This is a genomic window from Mycobacterium shunyiense, from assembly GCF_058270075.1.
The window spans coordinates 42,093-59,727 of record NZ_JBZDPU010000001.1 but is presented as its reverse complement, the minus strand read 5'-3'; the positions used below and the strand labels follow the sequence as shown (position 1 = coordinate 59,727).

General features: G+C 68.6%; 18 protein-coding genes. 13 read left to right on the top strand and 5 right to left on the bottom strand.

Annotation, left to right across the window (positions count from 1 at the left end):
• The first annotated feature begins 13 nt into the window (after positions 1–13).
• From AC4ELH_RS00320 to AC4ELH_RS00310, 3 genes are read left to right on the top strand one after another with little or no spacing between them, the layout of a single operon-like run.
• Positions 14–1,534, top strand: a complete 1,521-nt coding sequence (locus tag AC4ELH_RS00320; RefSeq protein WP_448448972.1) for an MFS transporter — start codon at positions 14–16, stop codon at positions 1,532–1,534.
• A 33-nt stretch (positions 1,535–1,567) separates the two neighbouring features.
• Complete coding sequence (locus AC4ELH_RS00315) at positions 1,568–2,242, top strand: 4a-hydroxytetrahydrobiopterin dehydratase family protein (protein ID WP_064959946.1); 675 nt, start codon at positions 1,568–1,570, stop codon at positions 2,240–2,242.
• A gap of 24 nt (positions 2,243–2,266) precedes the next feature.
• Entirely contained in the window at positions 2,267–4,027 is a 1,761-nt protein-coding gene (locus AC4ELH_RS00310; RefSeq protein ID WP_448448971.1) for a proline--tRNA ligase, read from the top strand.
• A gap of 69 nt (positions 4,028–4,096) precedes the next feature.
• Here AC4ELH_RS00310 and AC4ELH_RS00305 read toward each other — a convergent pair whose 3' ends face one another.
• Together AC4ELH_RS00305 and AC4ELH_RS00300 are read right to left on the bottom strand one after the other, a co-directional pair.
• Positions 4,097–4,576: a ferritin-like domain-containing protein gene (locus AC4ELH_RS00305; RefSeq protein ID WP_064886856.1), complete on the bottom strand. Its 480-nt coding sequence runs from the start codon at positions 4,574–4,576 to the stop codon at positions 4,097–4,099.
• Entirely contained in the window at positions 4,573–5,103 is a 531-nt protein-coding gene (locus AC4ELH_RS00300) for a hypothetical protein (protein WP_110777797.1), read from the bottom strand. Before AC4ELH_RS00300 ends, AC4ELH_RS00305 begins: the two co-directional genes overlap by 4 nt.
• Positions 5,104–5,304: 201 nt before the next feature.
• Here AC4ELH_RS00300 and rimP point away from each other — a divergent pair, with 201 nt between their 5' ends.
• The 7 genes from rimP to AC4ELH_RS00265 all read left to right on the top strand — a co-directional run bounded on the left by rimP (position 5,305) and on the right by AC4ELH_RS00265 (position 13,083).
• Positions 5,305–5,850 (top strand): ribosome maturation factor RimP, encoded by a 546-nt coding sequence (gene rimP / locus AC4ELH_RS00295; protein ID WP_448448970.1) that lies wholly within the window; start codon positions 5,305–5,307, stop codon positions 5,848–5,850.
• Positions 5,847–6,875 (top strand): transcription termination factor NusA, encoded by a 1,029-nt coding sequence (gene nusA / locus AC4ELH_RS00290; RefSeq protein ID WP_055113091.1) that lies wholly within the window; start codon positions 5,847–5,849, stop codon positions 6,873–6,875. Before rimP ends, nusA begins: the two co-directional genes overlap by 4 nt.
• A 51-nt stretch (positions 6,876–6,926) precedes the next feature.
• Complete coding sequence (locus AC4ELH_RS00285; RefSeq protein ID WP_448448969.1) at positions 6,927–7,304, top strand: YlxR family protein; 378 nt, start codon at positions 6,927–6,929, stop codon at positions 7,302–7,304.
• Between the two features lie 79 nt (positions 7,305–7,383).
• Positions 7,384–10,212, top strand: coding sequence for a translation initiation factor IF-2 (gene infB / locus AC4ELH_RS00280; RefSeq protein ID WP_448448968.1), 2,829 nt, complete (start codon positions 7,384–7,386; stop codon positions 10,210–10,212).
• A 3-nt stretch (positions 10,213–10,215) separates the two neighbouring features.
• Complete coding sequence (gene rbfA / locus AC4ELH_RS00275) at positions 10,216–10,719, top strand: 30S ribosome-binding factor RbfA (protein ID WP_064884259.1); 504 nt, start codon at positions 10,216–10,218, stop codon at positions 10,717–10,719.
• Entirely contained in the window at positions 10,712–11,716 is a 1,005-nt protein-coding gene (locus AC4ELH_RS00270; protein WP_064959974.1) for a DHH family phosphoesterase, read from the top strand. Before rbfA ends, AC4ELH_RS00270 begins: the two co-directional genes overlap by 8 nt.
• Positions 11,717–11,748: 32 nt before the next feature.
• The gene (locus AC4ELH_RS00265; RefSeq protein ID WP_448448967.1) at positions 11,749–13,083 is read left to right on the top strand and encodes an MATE family efflux transporter; all 1,335 of its coding nucleotides are present in this window, start codon (positions 11,749–11,751) and stop codon (positions 13,081–13,083) included.
• Positions 13,084–13,165: 82 nt separating this feature from the next.
• Here the strand turns inward: AC4ELH_RS00265 and AC4ELH_RS00260 are convergent, their stop codons facing one another.
• The gene (locus AC4ELH_RS00260) at positions 13,166–13,777 is read right to left on the bottom strand and encodes a class I SAM-dependent methyltransferase (RefSeq protein WP_448448966.1); all 612 of its coding nucleotides are present in this window, start codon (positions 13,775–13,777) and stop codon (positions 13,166–13,168) included.
• A 45-nt stretch (positions 13,778–13,822) separates the two neighbouring features.
• On the opposite strand from AC4ELH_RS00260, the gene AC4ELH_RS00255 reads away from it, so the two are divergent.
• Positions 13,823–14,260 (top strand): MerR family transcriptional regulator, encoded by a 438-nt coding sequence (locus AC4ELH_RS00255; protein WP_448448965.1) that lies wholly within the window; start codon positions 13,823–13,825, stop codon positions 14,258–14,260.
• Between the two features lie 89 nt (positions 14,261–14,349).
• Here the strand turns inward: AC4ELH_RS00255 and AC4ELH_RS00250 are convergent, their stop codons facing one another.
• On the bottom strand, positions 14,350–15,105 hold the full coding sequence (locus AC4ELH_RS00250; protein ID WP_064884273.1) for an enoyl-CoA hydratase: 756 nt from the start codon (positions 15,103–15,105) through the stop codon (positions 14,350–14,352).
• 22 nt (positions 15,106–15,127) lie between these two features.
• On the opposite strand from AC4ELH_RS00250, the gene AC4ELH_RS00245 reads away from it, so the two are divergent.
• Both AC4ELH_RS00245 and AC4ELH_RS00240 read left to right on the top strand, forming a co-directional pair.
• On the top strand, positions 15,128–15,394 hold the full coding sequence (locus AC4ELH_RS00245; protein ID WP_064884276.1) for a DUF2277 domain-containing protein: 267 nt from the start codon (positions 15,128–15,130) through the stop codon (positions 15,392–15,394).
• Complete coding sequence (locus tag AC4ELH_RS00240; protein WP_448448964.1) at positions 15,391–15,942, top strand: DUF1802 family protein; 552 nt, start codon at positions 15,391–15,393, stop codon at positions 15,940–15,942. Before AC4ELH_RS00245 ends, AC4ELH_RS00240 begins: the two co-directional genes overlap by 4 nt.
• On the opposite strand, the gene AC4ELH_RS00235 is transcribed toward AC4ELH_RS00240, so the two are convergent.
• Positions 15,931–17,604: a CocE/NonD family hydrolase gene (locus tag AC4ELH_RS00235; RefSeq protein ID WP_448448963.1), complete on the bottom strand. Its 1,674-nt coding sequence runs from the start codon at positions 17,602–17,604 to the stop codon at positions 15,931–15,933. The two genes, AC4ELH_RS00240 and AC4ELH_RS00235, sit on opposite strands and share 12 nt — an antisense overlap.
• Positions 17,605–17,635: the final 31 nt, after the last annotated feature.

Genomic DNA, 17,635 nt, shown 5'->3' with positions numbered 1-17,635 from the left:
AAGGTGACGCGTTATGACGGCACTCAACGACGCCGAGCGCCAGGGCCTCGCCGCCCGCCTCCCGTCCTGGTTCCCGTCCTGGGGCTTCCTTTCCGCGGTGATCGCAATCGGTGGCATGCAGCTGCTCGCCACGATGGACAGCACGGTCGCGATCGTCGCGTTGCCGCGGATCCAGGACGAACTCGGCCTGTCCGACGCCGGGCGCAGCTGGGTCATCACCGCCTACGTCCTGACCTTCGGCGGCCTGATGCTCCTGGGCGGACGGCTCGGCGACACGATCGGCCGCAAGCGCACCTTCATCGTGGGCGTCGGGTTGTTCATCATCGCCTCGATCCTGTGCGGCATCGCCTGGAATGAGGCCACCCTGGTCGTCGCCCGGCTGCTTCAGGGCGTCGGCGCCGCCATCGCGGCACCAACAGGGCTCGCGCTCGTCGCGACGACGTTCCCCAAAGGCCCGGCCCGCAACGCTGCCACCGCGGTGTTCGGAGCCATGACCGCAGTCGGTTCGGTGATGGGCCTGGTGGTCGGCGGAGCTCTCACCGAGGTGTCCTGGCGGTGGGCCTTCCTGGTCAACGTGCCCATCGGTCTGGTGATGCTGTACCTGGCCCGTACCTCGCTGCAGGAAACGCATCGCGAGCGGATGAAGTTGGATGCCGCCGGCGCGCTGCTGGCCACGCTGGCCTGTACGGCCGCGGTGTTCGCCTTCACCCAGGGCCCGGAGAGCGGCTGGTTGTCCCCGATCACGCTCGGCTCCGGCGCCGCGGCAGCCGTCTTCGGCATTGCCTTCCTCATTGCCGAGCGCAGCGCCGAGAACCCGGTGGTGCCGTTCGACCTGTTCCACGAACGCAACCGGGTCGCCACGTTCGCGGCGATCTTCCTGGCCGGCGGTGTGCTGTTCACCCTGACCGTGCTGATCGGTCTCTACGTGCAGGACATCCTGGGCTACAGCGCCCTGCACGCCGGGGTCGGCTTCATTCCGTTCGTGATCGGCATGGGCATCGGCCTCGGGGCCTCGTCCCAGATCGTGCGGTTCTTCCAGCCGCGCATCGTGGTGATCGCGGGCGGGATCCTGGTGCTCGGGGCCATGCTCTACGGCTCGACGCTGCACGCCGGCATTCCGTACTTCCCGAACCTGGTGCTGCCGATCACCATCGGCGGTATCGGTATCGGCATGATCGTGGTGCCGCTGACGCTCTCGGCGATCGCCGGTGTCGACATTGACCGTATCGGTCCGGCGTCGGCCATCGCGCTGATGCTGCAGAACCTGGGCGGCCCGCTCGTGCTGGCCATCATCCAGGCGGTCATCACCTCGCGCACCCTTTACCTGGGCGGCATCACCGGTCCGGTCAAGGACATGAACGAACCGCAACTGGCGGCGCTCGACGCGGGCTACACGTACGGATTGCTGTGGGTGGCCGCGGTCGCGGTCCTGGTCGGTGTCGCGGCATTGTTCATCGGCTACACCTCCAAGCAGGTGGCCCACGCCCAGGACGTCAAGGAAGCCATCGATGCCGGAGAGCTCGAAGTCGACTGACCTCGTCCCGGTCGCGGAGTTAGGCTGACGCCGATGAACCGCCGGGAGATCTCGGACGCCGTCGGCCCGCTGGGCTGGCGCCTGGTGCTGGGAGCCGTCTACACCGAGGTCCTGGCCCCGTCGATGGGCGACGCCGCCTCAGCGGCCGGCCACGCCGTGCACGCGGCCGGCGCGGATGCGTCACAACACCTCTCCGTCGACATCCGTGGTGATCGGGCGGTGCTGAGGCTGCGCACGCGCGACGCCCACGCGGTGACCGAGCGGGATCTGGAACTCGCCCGTGAGGTGTCCCAGGCGCTGGCCGGGCACGGCTTCGAAACGACCACCGGTCGTGTGGCCGTCCAGGCGATCGAGATCGCGATCGACGCCCTCGACATCGGTGCGGTCCGCCCGTTCTGGAAGGCCGTCACGGGTTATATAGACGAAACCCCAGCTGAACCGGGCGTATCAGATCTCAACGCCGGACTCGTGGATCCCTTCGGCCGTGGCCCGGCCATCTGGTTTCAGCAGATGGATGCGCCTCGGCCCCAACGTAACCGGATCCACCTCGACATCGACGTTCCTCACGACGCGGCGCAGGCCCGCGTCGACGCGGCACTGGCCGCAGGCGGCATATTGCTGAGTGATCGGGTCGCCCCGCGCTTTTGGGTGCTGGCCGACACCGAGGGCAACGAAGCCTGCATCTGTACCTGGCAGGGCCGTGACTGAAGACACGCCTTAAGGTTGTCGCCTGTGATCACCCGCATGTCCGAGCTGTTCCTGAGAACCCTGCGCGACGACCCCGCTGATGCCGAGGTGCCCAGCCACAAGCTGCTCATCCGCGCCGGCTATGTCCGGCCGGTCGGCCCCGGCATCTACAGCTGGCTGCCGCTGGGCCTGCGGGTGCTGCGCCGGATCGAGAGCATCGTGCGGGAAGAGATGAACGCGATCGGTGGCCAGGAGATCCTCCTGCCGGCGCTGCTGCCCCGCGGTCCCTATGAGACCACCAACCGGTGGACCGAGTACGGCGACACTTTGTTCCGGCTGCAGGACCGGCGCGGCAACGACTATCTGCTCGGGCCGACGCACGAGGAGATCTTCACGCTGACGGTCAAGGGGGAGTACTCCTCCTACAAGGACTTCCCGGTGATCCTGTATCAAGTCCAGACCAAGTACCGCGACGAGGCGCGTCCGCGTGCCGGCATTCTGCGCGGCCGTGAGTTCGTGATGAAGGACTCGTACTCGTTCGATGTCGACGACGACGGCCTGAAGAACGCGTACCACGCGCACCGCGAGGCGTACCAGAAGATCTTCGGCCGCCTGGGTGTGCGCTACGTGATCGTCTCGGCGGTCTCTGGCGCGATGGGTGGAAGTGCTTCCGAGGAGTTCCTGGCCGAGAGCGAGGTCGGTGAGGACACCTTCGTGCGCTGCCTGGAGTCCGGCTACGCCGCCAACGTCGAAGCGGTGATCACCCGGGCGCCGGCGCCGCTGCCGATCGAGGGGCAGCCCGCCGCGCAGGTGCACGACACCCCGGACACCCCAACCATCGCGACACTGGTGGACTGGGCCAATTCGGCTGCTCTGGAACAGTTCTCGGGTCGCAAGGTCACCGCCGCCGACACCCTGAAGAACGTTCTGCTCAAGACCCGCGAGCCCGGCGGCGAGTGGGAGCTGCTGGCGGTCGGTGTGCCGGGGGACCGCGAGGTCGACGAGAAACGCCTCGGCGCTGCGCTGGAACCCGCCGAGTTCGCCCTGCTCGACGACGCGGATTTCGCCAAGAACCCGTTCCTGGTCAAGGGCTACGTCGGACCGAAGGCCTTGCTGGACAACGGGGTTCGCTACCTCGTCGATCCGCGCGTGGTGGACGGCACAGCGTGGATCACCGGTGCCGACGCGCCCAACAGGCACGTCGTCGGCCTGGTCGCAGGCCGTGACTTCACTGCCGACGGCACCATCGAGGCCGCCGAGGTCCGCGAAGGCGACCCGTCGCCGGACGGCGCCGGCGTGCTGACCTCGGCGCGGGGCATCGAGATCGGTCACATTTTCCAGCTGGGCCGCAAGTACGCGGAGGCCTTCACCGCCGACGTGCTCGGCGAGGACGGCAAGCCGGTACGGCTCACGATGGGCTCCTACGGCATCGGGGTGTCCCGCATGGTCGCGGTGATCGCCGAGCAGCAGCACGACGAGCTCGGCCTGCGCTGGCCCAGCGCCGTCGCACCTTTTGATGTGCACGTGGTCGTGGCCAACAAGGACGAGGCCGCACGGACCGGGGCGACCGAACTGGTCGCCGCGCTGGACCGGCTGGGCCACGAGGTGCTGTTCGACGACCGCAAGGCCTCACCCGGCGTGAAATTCAAGGACGCCGAGTTGCTGGGTATGCCGTGGATCGTCGTTGTCGGACGCGGCTTCTCCGACGGTGTGGTGGAGCTGCGCAACCGGTTCACCGGTGAGAACCGCGAGATCGCTGTCGACGATGCGGCGGCCGAGATCTCGGCGGCCCTCACCGCCGGCTGATCCAGCGCGAGCAGACGTGGCGGTACCCCGGAGAACGCGTTACCGGGTACCTGAGCGTCTGCTCGCGGGTTATTCGCCGCCGCCGGGGAAAGCGACCGTCACCGGCCAGGCGTTGACGATGGCTCGCCACCTGGCCGCCGTGACGGCAGTCTGGGTCAGCGCGGCCACCGCGAACGTGCGGTCGTCGTCACTGACGGCCTGCTCGAGCACCGCACGCCAGGCCACCGAGGAGTCCTCCTCCATCCGGATCGCGAGGTTGGCCGCGTCGGCCGGATCGGTGACCGGCGCAGGCAACTGATATCCGGCCGCGGGCAGCGGCGGGGTGACCGAACGGGCTTCGAGCCTGGCCATGGCCTCCTCGCGACGCGCCCGATGTTCGGCCATCGCCGTGGCGACCAGCGCGTTGTCCTCGGCCGTCGAATGAGCAGAGACCAGCCCGTAACCGTAGATGACCCCATGCTCGACGGCCACGGCGTCGAACAGTGCGGCATCGGCGGCGGTCGTCGGCCGGGTGGGCGAGGTGGTCGATCGTGGTCCCGGTGAGGTCACTGTGCACCTCCCAGCGCGACGGTGTGGCCGGCCGTGCACGAGGCCGCGATGGATCCGAGCAGTCCGGCGCGATAGCCGGACAATCTGCGGGCCAGGCCGGCGGCCCGGTCGGCGGACTCCCTGAGCGCATCGACCACGTCGTCGACGCTGGGCGCCGACGGGTCTGCCCCGGTACCCGGAGCAGCCTTGGCTGTGCTCTTGGTGGTGGCAGTGGTGGTGTTCGCCGGGGTGGAACCCGTCATCCGGGTCAACTCATCGGCCAGGGCTTTGGCGTGCGCGCTGCGATCGGTCGCCACCGCATTCAGCGCCCGGGTCACCGGTGCCTGGGCCGGCTGGGCGGCGGCCGCGTCGGCGGCCAGCGCACTGTCGGCGCGCGCCCGGTCCAACTGCGCGGTCAGGTCGTCCACTTCGGGTTGAGGGGGCGTCGTACTGCATGCGGCGGTGGCGCCCAGCAGGGCAAGGGCCGCGGCCGAGAGCAGTACGCGCCGCCGGCTGATGTCTGCATGGGCGCTCGGCACGGTGAACATCCTGCCATTGCTCAGACACCCGCCTGACGCGGCGCTGACTGGCCGGCCGGCGTGGGCGCGACGACATTCGCCACGCACCGAACTGCGATTGGCGGTTGCTGCCGGGGGCCTGGCGTATCGTGGATAGGCAATTCCGGGGCCGATCCAGGTGGCTGGCCCTGAGACTTTGTGTCGGAGACAATTCAAGATGAGGAGCTCGCCGTGGCACCGGATCCAAAGTTGCGGTCTGCGGATTTGCCGTCGCAGACGCAGGTGATCGAGCTGCTCGGTGGCGAGTTCGCACGCGCAGGCTATGAAATCGACGATGTCGTGGTCGACGCGTCGACCCGGCCGCCCCGCATCACCGTGATCGCCGACGGCGACGAAGGTCTCGATCTCGATTCGCTGGCGGCGCTGTCGCGGACGGCTTCTGAGTTGCTCGACCAGGTTGCACCGGGCGACACGCCGTATGTGCTCGACGTCACCTCGCCGGGTGTGGATCGGCCCCTCACCAAGGCCAAGCACTTCCGCCGCGCCCGCGGGCGCAAGGCCGAGCTCACGCTGGCCGACGGTTCGGTGTTCACCGGCAGGCTCGGGGAAACCGACGGCACGGTCCTGAAAGTCGTGGTGCCGGAAGGTCGCGAACTGGCCATCCGTGAGATCGCTCTGACTGATATCGCCAAAGCTGTTGTCCAAGTGGAGTTTTCACCTCCGAACCGACGCGAACTGGAACTGTCGGGAGAAACTGGGAAGGGGGCCGGCGAATGAACATCGACATGGCGGCGCTGCATGCCATCGAAGCCGACAAGGGCATCACTGTCGACGTGGTCGTGGAGACCATCAAATCGGCGTTGCTCACCGCGTATCGCCATACCGAGGGTCATGAGCCCGACGCGCACATCGACATCGACCGGAAAACCGGCGTGGTCAAGGTGATCGCCCGTCAGACCGACGCCGACGGCAACGTCCTGCACGAATGGGATGACACACCCGAAGGATTCGGGCGGATCGCGGCGACGACGGCCCGCCAGGTGATCCTGCAGCGGCTGCGCGACGCGGAGAACGAGAAGACCTACGGGGAGTTCGCGGCCCACGAGGGCGACATCGTGGCCGGAGTCATCCAGCGCGACGCGCGCGCCAACGCCCGCGGGCTGGTCGTGGTCCGGATCGGCAGCGAGACCAAGGGCTCGGAAGGCGTGATCCCCAGCGCCGAGCAGGTGCCGGGGGAGCGCTACGAGCACGGCGACCGGTTGCGCTGCTACGTCGTCGGCGTCACCCGAGGCGCCCGCGAGCCGTTGATCACGCTGTCCCGCACCCACCCGAACCTGGTCCGCAAGCTGTTCTCCTTGGAGGTACCCGAGATCGCCGACGGATCGGTGGAGATCGTGGCGGTCGCCCGGGAGGCCGGGCACCGGTCCAAGATCGCCGTGGCCTCGCGGGTCCCCGGACTGAACGCCAAGGGTGCCTGTATCGGCCCGATGGGGCAGCGGGTGCGCAATGTGATGAGCGAACTGTCCGGCGAGAAGATCGACATCATCGACTACGACGAGGACGCCGCCCGATTCGTCGCCAACGCCCTGTCACCGGCAAAAGTCGTGTCCGTGTCGGTGATCGATGAGGCCGCGCGGGCGGCACGGGTGATCGTGCCGGACTTCCAGCTTTCACTGGCGATCGGCAAAGAAGGACAAAATGCCAGGTTGGCGGCCCGGCTGACCGGCTGGCGGATCGATATCCGCAGCGATGCGGCGCCGCAACCGGAGCAGGATGTGCGTCCCGGGGCGGTACACGACTGACAGTAGTGACCGGCGTTTCGGAGCACGGGCCCCGGGGCGGTAGACTCAGCCGTGATCCAGCGCGAGACTCCGGCTCTGACGCAACGAAGCACCTCCGACACCTCTGTCGGACCAGTGCGGACCTGCATAGGGTGTCGGAAGCGAGAGTTGGCCGCCGAGTTGCTCCGAGTGGTTGCGGTGACCGACGGGAACGGGACGAGTTCCGTAACCGTTGACCCCGCGGCGAGTCTGCCTGGGCGTGGTGCGTGGCTGCACCCCGACCAGCAGTGCGCACAGATGGCAGTGAAGCGACGAGCCTTCGTCCGAGCGTTGCGACTCACCGGTTCACCGGATACATCCGCGGTGATCGAGTACGTCGAGAAGTTAGACCTCGACGGGCCCGCCACCCCGGCAACAGAACAGGTAGCGAAGAACATGAGCACACCGTGAAGTCCCGATGACCATGCGTCATAGCTAAACCCGAGGCGCGGCGCCTACCACCGCTGTTGCCTCCAGACGAGGAGATGTAGTGGCAGCAGGTAAGGCCCGTGTACACGAGTTGGCGAAGGAACTCGGTGTCACCAGCAAGGAACTCTTAGCCAAGCTCAAGGAGCAGGGCGAGTTCGTCAAGTCGGCGTCCTCCACTGTGGAGCCGCCGGTCGCGCGTCGTTTGCGCGAGTCGTTCGGCACCAAGGCCGGCGGCAAGAAGCCCGAAGACAAGCCCCGCCCGCAGGGCAACGCTGCAGCGTCCGCGGCACCCAAGCCCGGCGCTCCGGCTCCCAGCCCCGCGACGGCGGCCAAGCCGTCACCGGCCAAGCCCGCGGCCCCCGTGGCCCCGGCGGTCGAACCCCAGGCTCCGGCAGCCGAGGCGGCCCCGGTCGCTCCGGCCCGTCCCGCCGCACCCAAGCCGGCTGCCCCGCAGCCTCCGGCCGCGCCCAGTGCGCCGGCCGCTGCTGCGCCCAGCGCCCCGGCAGCGCCCACTCCGGGCGCCACGCCCGGTCCGCGGCCCACTCCCGGTGCCACCCCCGGCCCGCGTCCGGGTCCGGCGTCGGGTGCCCCGAAGCCGGCCCCGCGGGCCCCGCGGGTCGGCAACAACCCCTTCTCTTCGCAGCAGCCGGTCGAGCGGCCCATCCCGCGGCCGCAGCCGCGTCCCGGTGCCCCGCGTCCCGGTGGTGGCCCGCGTCCGTCGCCCGGCAACATGCCGCCGCGTCCGGCCGGTGCCGGTGCTCCCGGACGTGGTGGCCCACGTCCCGGCCCGCGTCCCGGTGGCGGCCCCCGTCCCGGCGGTGCCGGTCAGGGTGCTCGTCCCGGTGGCGGTGGCGGCGGTAACTACCGCGGCGGCGGTGCCGGTGGTGGCGGTGGCGCACCCGCAGGTGGTGGCGGCGGTTTCCGCGGCCGCCCCGGTGGTGGTGGCGGCGGTCGTCCCGGTCAGCGCGGTGGCGCAGCCGGTGCGTTCGGTCGTCCCGGCGGTGCCCCGAAGCGCGGCCGTAAGTCGAAGCGGGCGAAACGCGCCGAATACGAGAACATGCAGGCGCCGGTCGTCGGTGGTGTGCGGTTGCCCAAGGGCAACGGCGAGACCATCCGGCTCGCCCGCGGCGCATCGCTGAGCGACTTCGCCGAGAAGATCGACGCCAACCCGGCCGCGCTGGTCCAGGCGCTGTTCAACCTCGGTGAGATGGTCACCGCGACCCAGTCGGTCGGTGACGACACCCTGGAGCTGCTCGGCAGCGAGATGAACTTCAAGGTGCAGGTCGTCTCGCCCGAGGACGAGGACCGCGAACTGCTGCAGTCCTTCGACCTCACCTACGGCGAGGACGAGGGCGACGAGGACGACCTCGAGTTCCGCCCGCCTGTGGTCACCGTCATGGGTCACGTCGACCACGGCAAGACCCGACTGCTGGACACCATCCGCAACGCCACCGTCCGCGAGGGCGAGGCCGGCGGCATCACCCAGCACATCGGCGCCTACCAGGTCGAGGTCGATCTGGACGGCAACGTCCGGCCGATCACCTTCATCGACACCCCCGGTCACGAGGCGTTCACCGCCATGCGTGCCCGTGGTGCCAAGGCGACCGACATCGCGATCCTCGTGGTCGCGGCCGACGACGGCGTCATGCCGCAGACGGTGGAGGCCATCAACCACGCGCAGGCCGCTGATGTCCCGATCGTGGTGGCGGTCAACAAGATCGACAAGGAAGGCGCCGACCCGGCCAAGATCCGGGCGCAGCTCACCGAGTACAACCTGGTGGCCGAGGACTACGGCGGCGACACCATGTTCGTCGACATCTCGGCCAAGCAGGGCACCAACATCCAGGCGCTGCTGGAAGCGGTCGTACTGACCGCCGACGCGGCCCTGGACCTGCGGGCCAACCCCGACATGGAGGCCCAGGGTGTGGCGATCGAGGCGCACCTGGACCGCGGTCGCGGTCCGGTGGCCACGGTGCTCATCCAGCGCGGCACCCTGCGTGTCGGCGACTCGGTGGTGGCCGGCGATGCCTATGGCCGCGTCCGCCGGATGGTCGACGAGCACGGCGACGACGTCGAAGAGGCGCTGCCCTCGCGTCCGGTCCAGGTCATCGGCTTCACGTCGGTGCCCGGTGCCGGTGACAACTTCCTGGTTGTCGACGAGGACCGCATCGCCCGCCAGATCGCCGACCGGCGCAGCGCGCGCAAGCGCAACGCGCTGGCCGCACGCAGCCGCAAGCGGATCAGCCTGGAAGACCTGGATTCGGCACTGAAGGAAACCAGCCAGCTGAACCTGATCCTCAAGGGCGACAACGCCGGTACGGTCGAAGCCCTCGAGGAAGCGCTGATGGGCATCGAGATCGACGACGAAGTGGAGCTGCGGGTCATCGACCGCGGTGTCGGTGGTGTCACCGAGACCAACGTCAACCTGGCTTCTGCCTCGGACGCGATCATCATCGGGTTCAACGTCCGTGCCGAAGGCAAGGCGACCGAGCTGGCCAACCGCGAGGGTGTGGAGATCCGGTACTACTCGGTGATCTACCAGGCCATCGACGAGATCGAGAAGGCCCTCAAGGGCATGCTCAAGCCGGTCTACGAGGAGAAGGAACTCGGCCGCGCCGAGATCCGGGCGATCTTCCGGTCGTCGAAGGTCGGCAACATCGCCGGCTGCCTGGTCACCTCGGGCATCATGCGTCGCAACGCCAAGGCCCGGCTGCTGCGTGACAACACGGTGGTCGCGCAGAACCTCACGGTGTCCTCGCTCAAGCGCGAGAAGGACGATGCCACCGAGGTCCGCGAGGGTTACGAGTGCGGTCTGACGCTGACCTACAACGACATCAAGGAAGGCGACGTCGTCGAGACGTACGAACTCGTCGAGAAGGTTCGGACGTAGGGTATGGCTGATCCGGCACGGGCCAAGCGGCTGGCCAAGCGGATCTCCACCATCGTCGCCTCGGCGATCGAGTACGAGATCAAGGATCCGCGGCTCAACGGCGTGACGATCACCGATGCCAAGATGACCGGTGATCTGCACGACGCCACGCTGTACTACACGGTCATCGGGACCAGTCTCGATGAGGAACCGGACTATGCCGGCGTGGCCGCGGCGCTGGAAAGTGCCAAGGGCGTATTGCGGACAAAGGTGGGCGCCGGGACCGGGGTGCGATTCACCCCGACCCTGGCGTTCGTCCGCGACACCGTGCCCGACGCGGCGCACCGGATGGAGGAGCTGCTGGCCCGGGCGCGGGCTGCCGATGAGGAAGTGGCGAGAGTCAGGCAGGGCGCCAAGCATGCCGGCGACGAAGACCCGTACCGTGTGAACGGGGCGGAGGACACTGATGGGCTTGCCGACGGGGCAGACACAGAGGATGCCGGTGACCGCGATCGAACGGATGACTGAAACTGCTCATTCGGGGGCACCCAACGGGTGCCCTTCCGGTCAGCGTGTCGACGCGCGTGCGGCAGCCGACCTTCTCTCCGGCGCGGCGAGCATCAGTGTGGTGTGCCATGTCTATCCCGATGCCGACACCATCGGCGCCGGGCTGGCCCTCGCACAGGTGCTCGACGACGCCGGCAAACAGGTCGAGGTGGCCTTCGCGGCTCCCGACCAGCTGCCCGAATCCCTGCAGACCCTGCCGGGCGGGCATCTGATGGTCTCGCCGAGCGCCATCCGGGATGACGCTGATCTGGTTGTCACAGTGGACATCCCGAGCGTCAATCGGCTTGGTGCACTGGCGGGACTGGCCGGCCCCGGCCGTGAGGTCCTGGTGATCGATCACCATGCGTCCAATCAGTTGTTCGGCACCGCCAACTACGTCGACCCGACGGCGGATTCCACCACGATGCTGGTGGCCGAACTTCTCGACGCCTGGGACAAGCCCATCGACAAGCGGGTGGCGCACTGTCTGTACGCCGGGCTGACCACCGACACCGGCTCGTTCCGCTGGGCGACCGCGCGGGCGCACCGGTTGGCGGCCCGGTTGGTCGAACTCGGAGTGGACAACGCTTCGATCAGTCGCGCTCTCCTCGACACGCATCCGTTTGCATGGTTGCCGATGCTGTCGCGGGTGCTGGCTTCGGCGCGGCTGCTCCCGGCTGCTGTCGGTGGCCGCGGACTCGTGTACGCCGTTGTGCCGCATGACGAATGGTCCAGCGCCCGGCCCGAGGAAGTGGAAAGCATCGTCGACATCGTGCGCACCACCCAACAGGCAGAGGTTGCCGCGGTGTTCAAAGAGATTGAGCCGCAACACTGGTCGGTGTCGATGCGGGCGAAGTCGCTGAACCTGGCCACGGTCGCCAGCTCATTCGGTGGCGGCGGTCACCCGCACGCGGCCGGGTACTCGGCCGCCGGGCCCGCCGATGACGTCGTGCAGGCGCTTGCGCAAGCTCTTGCCTGACTGCGTGCGGCACGCCTCTCCCGGGCGGGCGCATGGTTGAACCCGAAGGCGATATTCCCGTCACGCCGGCCACCACCCGCCGGATCGCCGGCCTGGCGTTTCCGGCACTCGGTGTGCTGGCCGCCGAGCCGATCTACCTGCTCTTCGACATCGCCATCGTCGGGCGGCTGGGCGCGCTCAGCCTGGCCGGCCTGGCGATCGGCGGCCTGATCCTCGGCCTGGTCAACTCGCAGGGCACGTTCCTGTCCTACGGCACCACGGCACGCTCGGCCCGCATGTTCGGGGCGGGTGACCGGCAGTCCGCCGTCGGCGAAGGTGTGCAGGCCACCTGGTTGGCCCTCGGACTGGGCCTCCTGATCATCGCGGTGGTACAGGCGGCGGCGGTGCCGCTGCTGTCGGCGATCGCGGGACGCTCCGACATCGCCGACGCCGCACTGCCGTGGCTGCGGATCGCCATCCTGGCCGCCCCGGCGATCCTGGTGTCGCTGGCAGGCAATGGCTGGATGCGCGGGGTACAGGACACGGTCCGGCCGCTGCGCTACGTGGTGTTCGGGTTCGCTGTGTCGGCGGTGCTCTGCCCGCCGCTGGTCTACGGCTGGCTGGGCCTGCCCCGGCTGGAGCTGGCCGGATCTGCGGTGGCCAACCTGGTGGGGCAGTGGGTGGCGGCGCTGTTGTTCCTGCGGGCCCTGTTGAGTGAGAAGGTGGCGCTACGGATTCAGCCCGCGGTACTGCGGGCCCAGTTGACCATGGGCCGGGATCTGCTGTTGCGGTCGATGGCGTTCCAGGCCTGCTTTCTGTCGGCCGGAGCCGTCGCTGCCCGGTTCGGTGCCGCGGCCGTGGCGGCCCATCAGGTTGTCCTGCAGGTCTGGAGTTTCCTTGCACTGGTGCTGGATTCGCTCGCCATCGCCGCGCAGTCGCTCGTCGGCGCGGCGTTGGGCGCGGGTCAACTTGCGCATGCCAAGAGCGTGGCCTGGCGGGTGACGCTGTTCTCCACGATGGCCGGTGTGGTGCTGGCCCTGGTGTTCGCCGTCGGCTCCTCGGTGCTGCCGCCCGTGTTCACCGATGATCAATCGGTGCTGGCGGCGATCAGGGTGCCGTGGTGGTTCCTGGTGGCCCAATTGCCGGTGGCGGGAATCGTCTTCGCCCTCGACGGTGTGCTTCTGGGCGCCGGCGACGCCAAATTCATGCGCAACGCGACCCTGGCCAGCGCGCTGGTCGGGTTCCTGCCGCTGATCTGGTTGTCGCTCATCTACGGCTGGGGCCTGTTCGGTATCTGGTCGGGGCTGAGCACGTTCATGGTGCTGAGGCTGATCTTCGTCGGCTGGCGGGCGTTCTCAGGGCGCTGGATGGTGCCCGGGACCGCTTAGTTGCAGTTGCACCGCGAGTGAGCGTGTCTGCACCCCGACACGCCGCTCAGCACAGGCATTTTGCGCACGCTCGTGCATGGGGCTACTGCCGCTTACCGCTGACCACCCAGACTGCTCCCTTTCCCGCGCCGTGCTCGGCCACTGACACCTCATCGAATCCGATGCCACGGCACAGCGTCGCAAACGCCTCGGCCTGCTGTCGTGTCCAGCCGTGGCTGGCCAATCCGGTGGCGTCATCGGGTGATTGACGCTCGATCGCGATCAACCTTCCACCCGGAACCAGCACGCGGTGGGCCTCGGCAACTGCCTTGTCGACGTCCTGCCAGTGGTGCACGGTGGCCAGTGCCCACACCACCGTGGCAGAACTGCCCGGCACGGGCAGTGCTTCTGCGGTGCCCTCGCGCCAGGTGATGGGCGCGCGTTTCGGCGTGACCAGCCGCGCGATGCGCACCATGGTGGACGAGGGGTCGACGCCGGTCACTTGCGCCCCGCGGCGGGCGGCCACTCGGGCGGCGGTGCCCGGTCCGCAGCCCACATCCACGACATGGTCTGCCGACGAGAGTTGCGCGACATCAGCGACCAACCGGGCCTTCGCCCGGCCCACCAGGAGGAAGGCCAGCCCGCACAACACCCCGGTGACCCCCGCGAACCCGGGGTGGTCGGCATGGTGATTGATCGCACGCGCGGCGTTCATAGGTAGACCTTGCCGGTTCAAGGTGGGTTGAAGTCAAATGGCGGCATGGACCTGATCCCGATCGGAGAGGCCGCGGCGAGGTTGCAGATGAGCCCGTCGGCGTTGCGGTACTACGACGAACGCGGCTTGGTGTCCCCTCGACAGCGGCAGGCCGGCAAGCGGATGTACGGGCCCGAGGAGCTGCGCCGGCTCGCGTTGCTCAAGATTGTGAACCGGTTGGGTCTTCCCCTCGACACCGCGGCCGCGGTGCTCGACGCGCCGAGTGAACAGTGGCGCGAGACGGTGCGCGAGCAGATCGCCGCGCTGGATCGGGTGATAGCGCAAGCGCAAGGGGCGCAACAGTTTCTGATTCATGCGTTGCGTTGCCCGAAAGACCACCCGGCGCGCGAATGCGACACCATGATCGGCGCGCTGGACCGGCTCGTCGATGGGATGAGCGTCGAGGAACTCGCCAGCGACCAGGCCGGGTGGCTCGTGGACTGACCCTCACCCGAGAATCCCTGGAGAACGCCCGCTTTGTCACGCTGGAGTGGCACTCGAGCTCGACCGCCACTCCAGCGTGACAAAGCGCGTCAGCGCACCTGCGCGCGTCCCCGCTCGATCACGGAGCTGCGGCTGGCCGCGATGTCGTCGCCGGACGCCGTTGCCATCCAGGCGCGGGCGGAGGCCGCTTCGATCCACAGCCCTTGATTGGTCTGGGACTCGTCGATGCGGTGGTAAGAGGCCAGTAGCGCCCGGACCGCGGCTTGATTGTTGGCGACGATCGAGGCGGCCACCTTGCGAGCCGTTGGCAGCAGCTCGTCGTGGGGGACCACCTCGGTGACCAGCCCGGCCCGCAATGCGTCGGTGGCCGAGAGATAGTCACCGGTCAGGCTCATCCGCCGGGCCATGCCCACCCCGACTTTCTGCGGCAGGCGCACGCTCAGGCCCCAGGTCGGCAACAGCCCGACCCGCGCGTGGGTGTCGGCGAATCGGGCCTGCTCGGAGGCGATCAGGATGTCGCAGTACAGCGCCAGCTCCAGCCCACCGGTGACCGCGGCGCCGTTGATCGCGCCGATCACCGGCTTGGTCATCGCCGGCCACTTGGGGGAGATGTCGGGCAGCTCGGTGGTGTCGCCGAGTTCCTTGAGGTCCAGGCCTGCGCAGAACACCGGATCGGCACCGGTGAGGATCACCACGTCGACACCCTCGTCGGCCTGCGCGTCGCGCAACGCCTGGTAGAACTCGGTGCGCAGTCGCGACGACAGGGCGTTGCGGGACTGGGGCCGGTTCAGCGTCAGGGTGCGGACTCGGTCGGTGGTCTCGATCAGCAGGACGTCATCACTCATGCGATCAACCTATCGTGGGGTCATGTGCCGCAATATCACGGAGCTGCGTGGGCTGGAGCCCGCCGCCACTGACGAAGAGATCGAAGCCGCGGCGCGCCAGTATGTGCGCAAGGTCAGCGGCATCACCCGACCGACCGGGGCCAACGTCGAGGCCTTCGAGGCGGCCGTCGCCGAGGTCACGGCCACCACCACGCGGTTGCTCGACGGACTCGCCCCGCGTCGGCAGCCGCCGAAAACCGTCCCGCCTCTACGTCGTCCAGAGGTGCGAGCCCGCCTGGCCGCACAGTGAGGCCGACTCCTGCGCTCAAGGAGTGGAGCGCGGCCGTGCACGCGCTGCTCGACGGTCGACAGACCGTGCTGCTGCGCAAGGGTGGCATCCACGAAAAGCGGTTCTCGGTCGCCGCACCGGAATTCGTGCTGTTCCCGACGATTGCGCACAGCCACGCCGAACGGGTGCGCCTCGAACACCATGACCTGCTCGCTGAGGCGTCCGCCGACAGCACCCAGGACACCGTGACGGTTCGAGCTGGAGCGAAAGTTGTTGCCGCTGTGGAGGTCAACCGTCCCGAGTCGATCGACGACCTGGCCGACCTGCACATCTGGACCGCCGAATCGGTGCGGGCCGACCGCCTCGATTTCCGCCCCAAACACCGCCTGACCGTCCTGGTCGTCCAGGTGGCCCCGTTGCGCACGCCGATTCAGCTGACCCGCACCCCCGAGTTCGCCGGATGCAAGAGCTGGGTCGACCTTGCGCTGCAGGCGGACTGGGGCCCGCCGGTGCACGACGACGCGATGTTGCGTGATGTCGCTGAGCGGGTGCGAACCTCAGTCGGCTGAGGGCGGCACCGGGCCGGCAGGCAACACCACCCGCGACACCCCGCCCTGACCGTGATGCACGGTATGGGTGGCCGGCACCAGCTGGGAACCGGAGATCGGCGGCTCGGCGGTGCCCAGGTTACGGGCGAAGCGTGGATGTGAGCCGCCGGCGATCAGCAGTCGGATCCGTGACCCCGCGGGGAAGCGGTGCGCGACGGCGTCGAGCTCGAGCCGAACCGGTCCGGTGTGATCATTCAACCGGAGGAAACCATCGGACACGTTGCGGGACCGGCCTTTTGCGTCCACCTCACTGATCCGCACGAAGATGTCGTGATGTGGGTTGTCGCAGCTGTGTGCCAGCTCGACGACCGGGTTTCCGGCCACATACAGATCGGCAGGAAGCGGATCGCCGGTGAACGTCAGCACATCGTCGCGCCGGGCCAGTCGAGTGTCGTCGCGGTAGCCGCCGGCCGCGGCGAGCAGCCGGCCGCCGACGGTCGGCGTGGGGTCGGAGGGGTCATAGGTGAACGTCGATGAGCGCTCGCGCGAAGAGCTGTCGTCCGACGGCGGGGCGGTGTCCGGCGGAGCGCTGTCGGTCAGTCGACCCGTCGGCTGCAGGAACAACTCGTGCTCCGGCATGGCCGGCGGCCAGTCGGCCAGCTCCACCCAGCCGCGCCCGTTGACATGGATCCGGACGGTGCTGCGGGTGGTCTCGCCGTGGCCGGCCAGGTGGGCGCCCAGCCAGTCCAGCGATTCGCCGACCACGGTGGTGAGCCCCTTGGTCATCAGCTGCGTGTGAGTCCACGGACCGACCGTCAATGCCACCGGGACACCGCGCCGGTGCAGCTGCTCGTACTGCTCCAAGGTTTGGTCCAGGAACAGGTCCTGCCATCCACTGAGCAGCAGGATGGGTACCTCGGCCTGCTGCAATGCGTCGTCGAACCGCAACAGGTCCCAGAACGGATCGTCGCGTTCGGGATGCTCCAGCCAGGATTCGTACCACGGTGCGCCCGTGCCCAGCAGCTGACGGCCGGCTGCACCCATGGGTAGGCCGGCGGTCGCCTTGGCAAGCTCGGCGGGCCCGCGCAGCTGCCGCGACAGGGCCTGCACCACGCCGGGCTCCTCCTGGCGGGCGACCATCGCACTCCAGCCGAGGAAGTCGTTGAGGGAGAACGATCCGGTGCCCCAGGAGGATGCGCTGAAGTCGTGCGGGCCGACGGTGATGACGGCGGCCTTCATCTCCGGCGGCGGATCGGCCAGTAGCGCCCACTGGGTGAAGCCGAGGTAGGACAGGCCCACAGTGGCGAACGAGCCGGTGAACCACGGCTGGTCGCGCAGCCAAGCCACGGTGTCGGCGCCGTCGGCCATTTCGTGGACCATCGGTGTGAATTGCCCGCCTGAGCCGAACGTGCCGCGCACACTCTGCAGCACCACGTGGTAGCCGCGAGCCGCATACACCTCGGCGAAAAGGGGTGAGAACGGGAAGCGTCGGCCGTAGGGCCCGCGCACCAGGAGAGTGCCCGCGGGACTGTCGGTGACGGGTGCGTAGTGATCGGCGATCAGCTCGACCCCGTCGCGCATCGGCACCCGCAGCCCGTGCTGCACTGTGAAGTCGGTCGTGTGCGGCGGCAGACTCAGAACTTTGCTGACCGCCTTACCGGCGTACCGGCGGAACTTGCTCACGCAACCAGGTTACGGATCGGCCGCCGCGGTG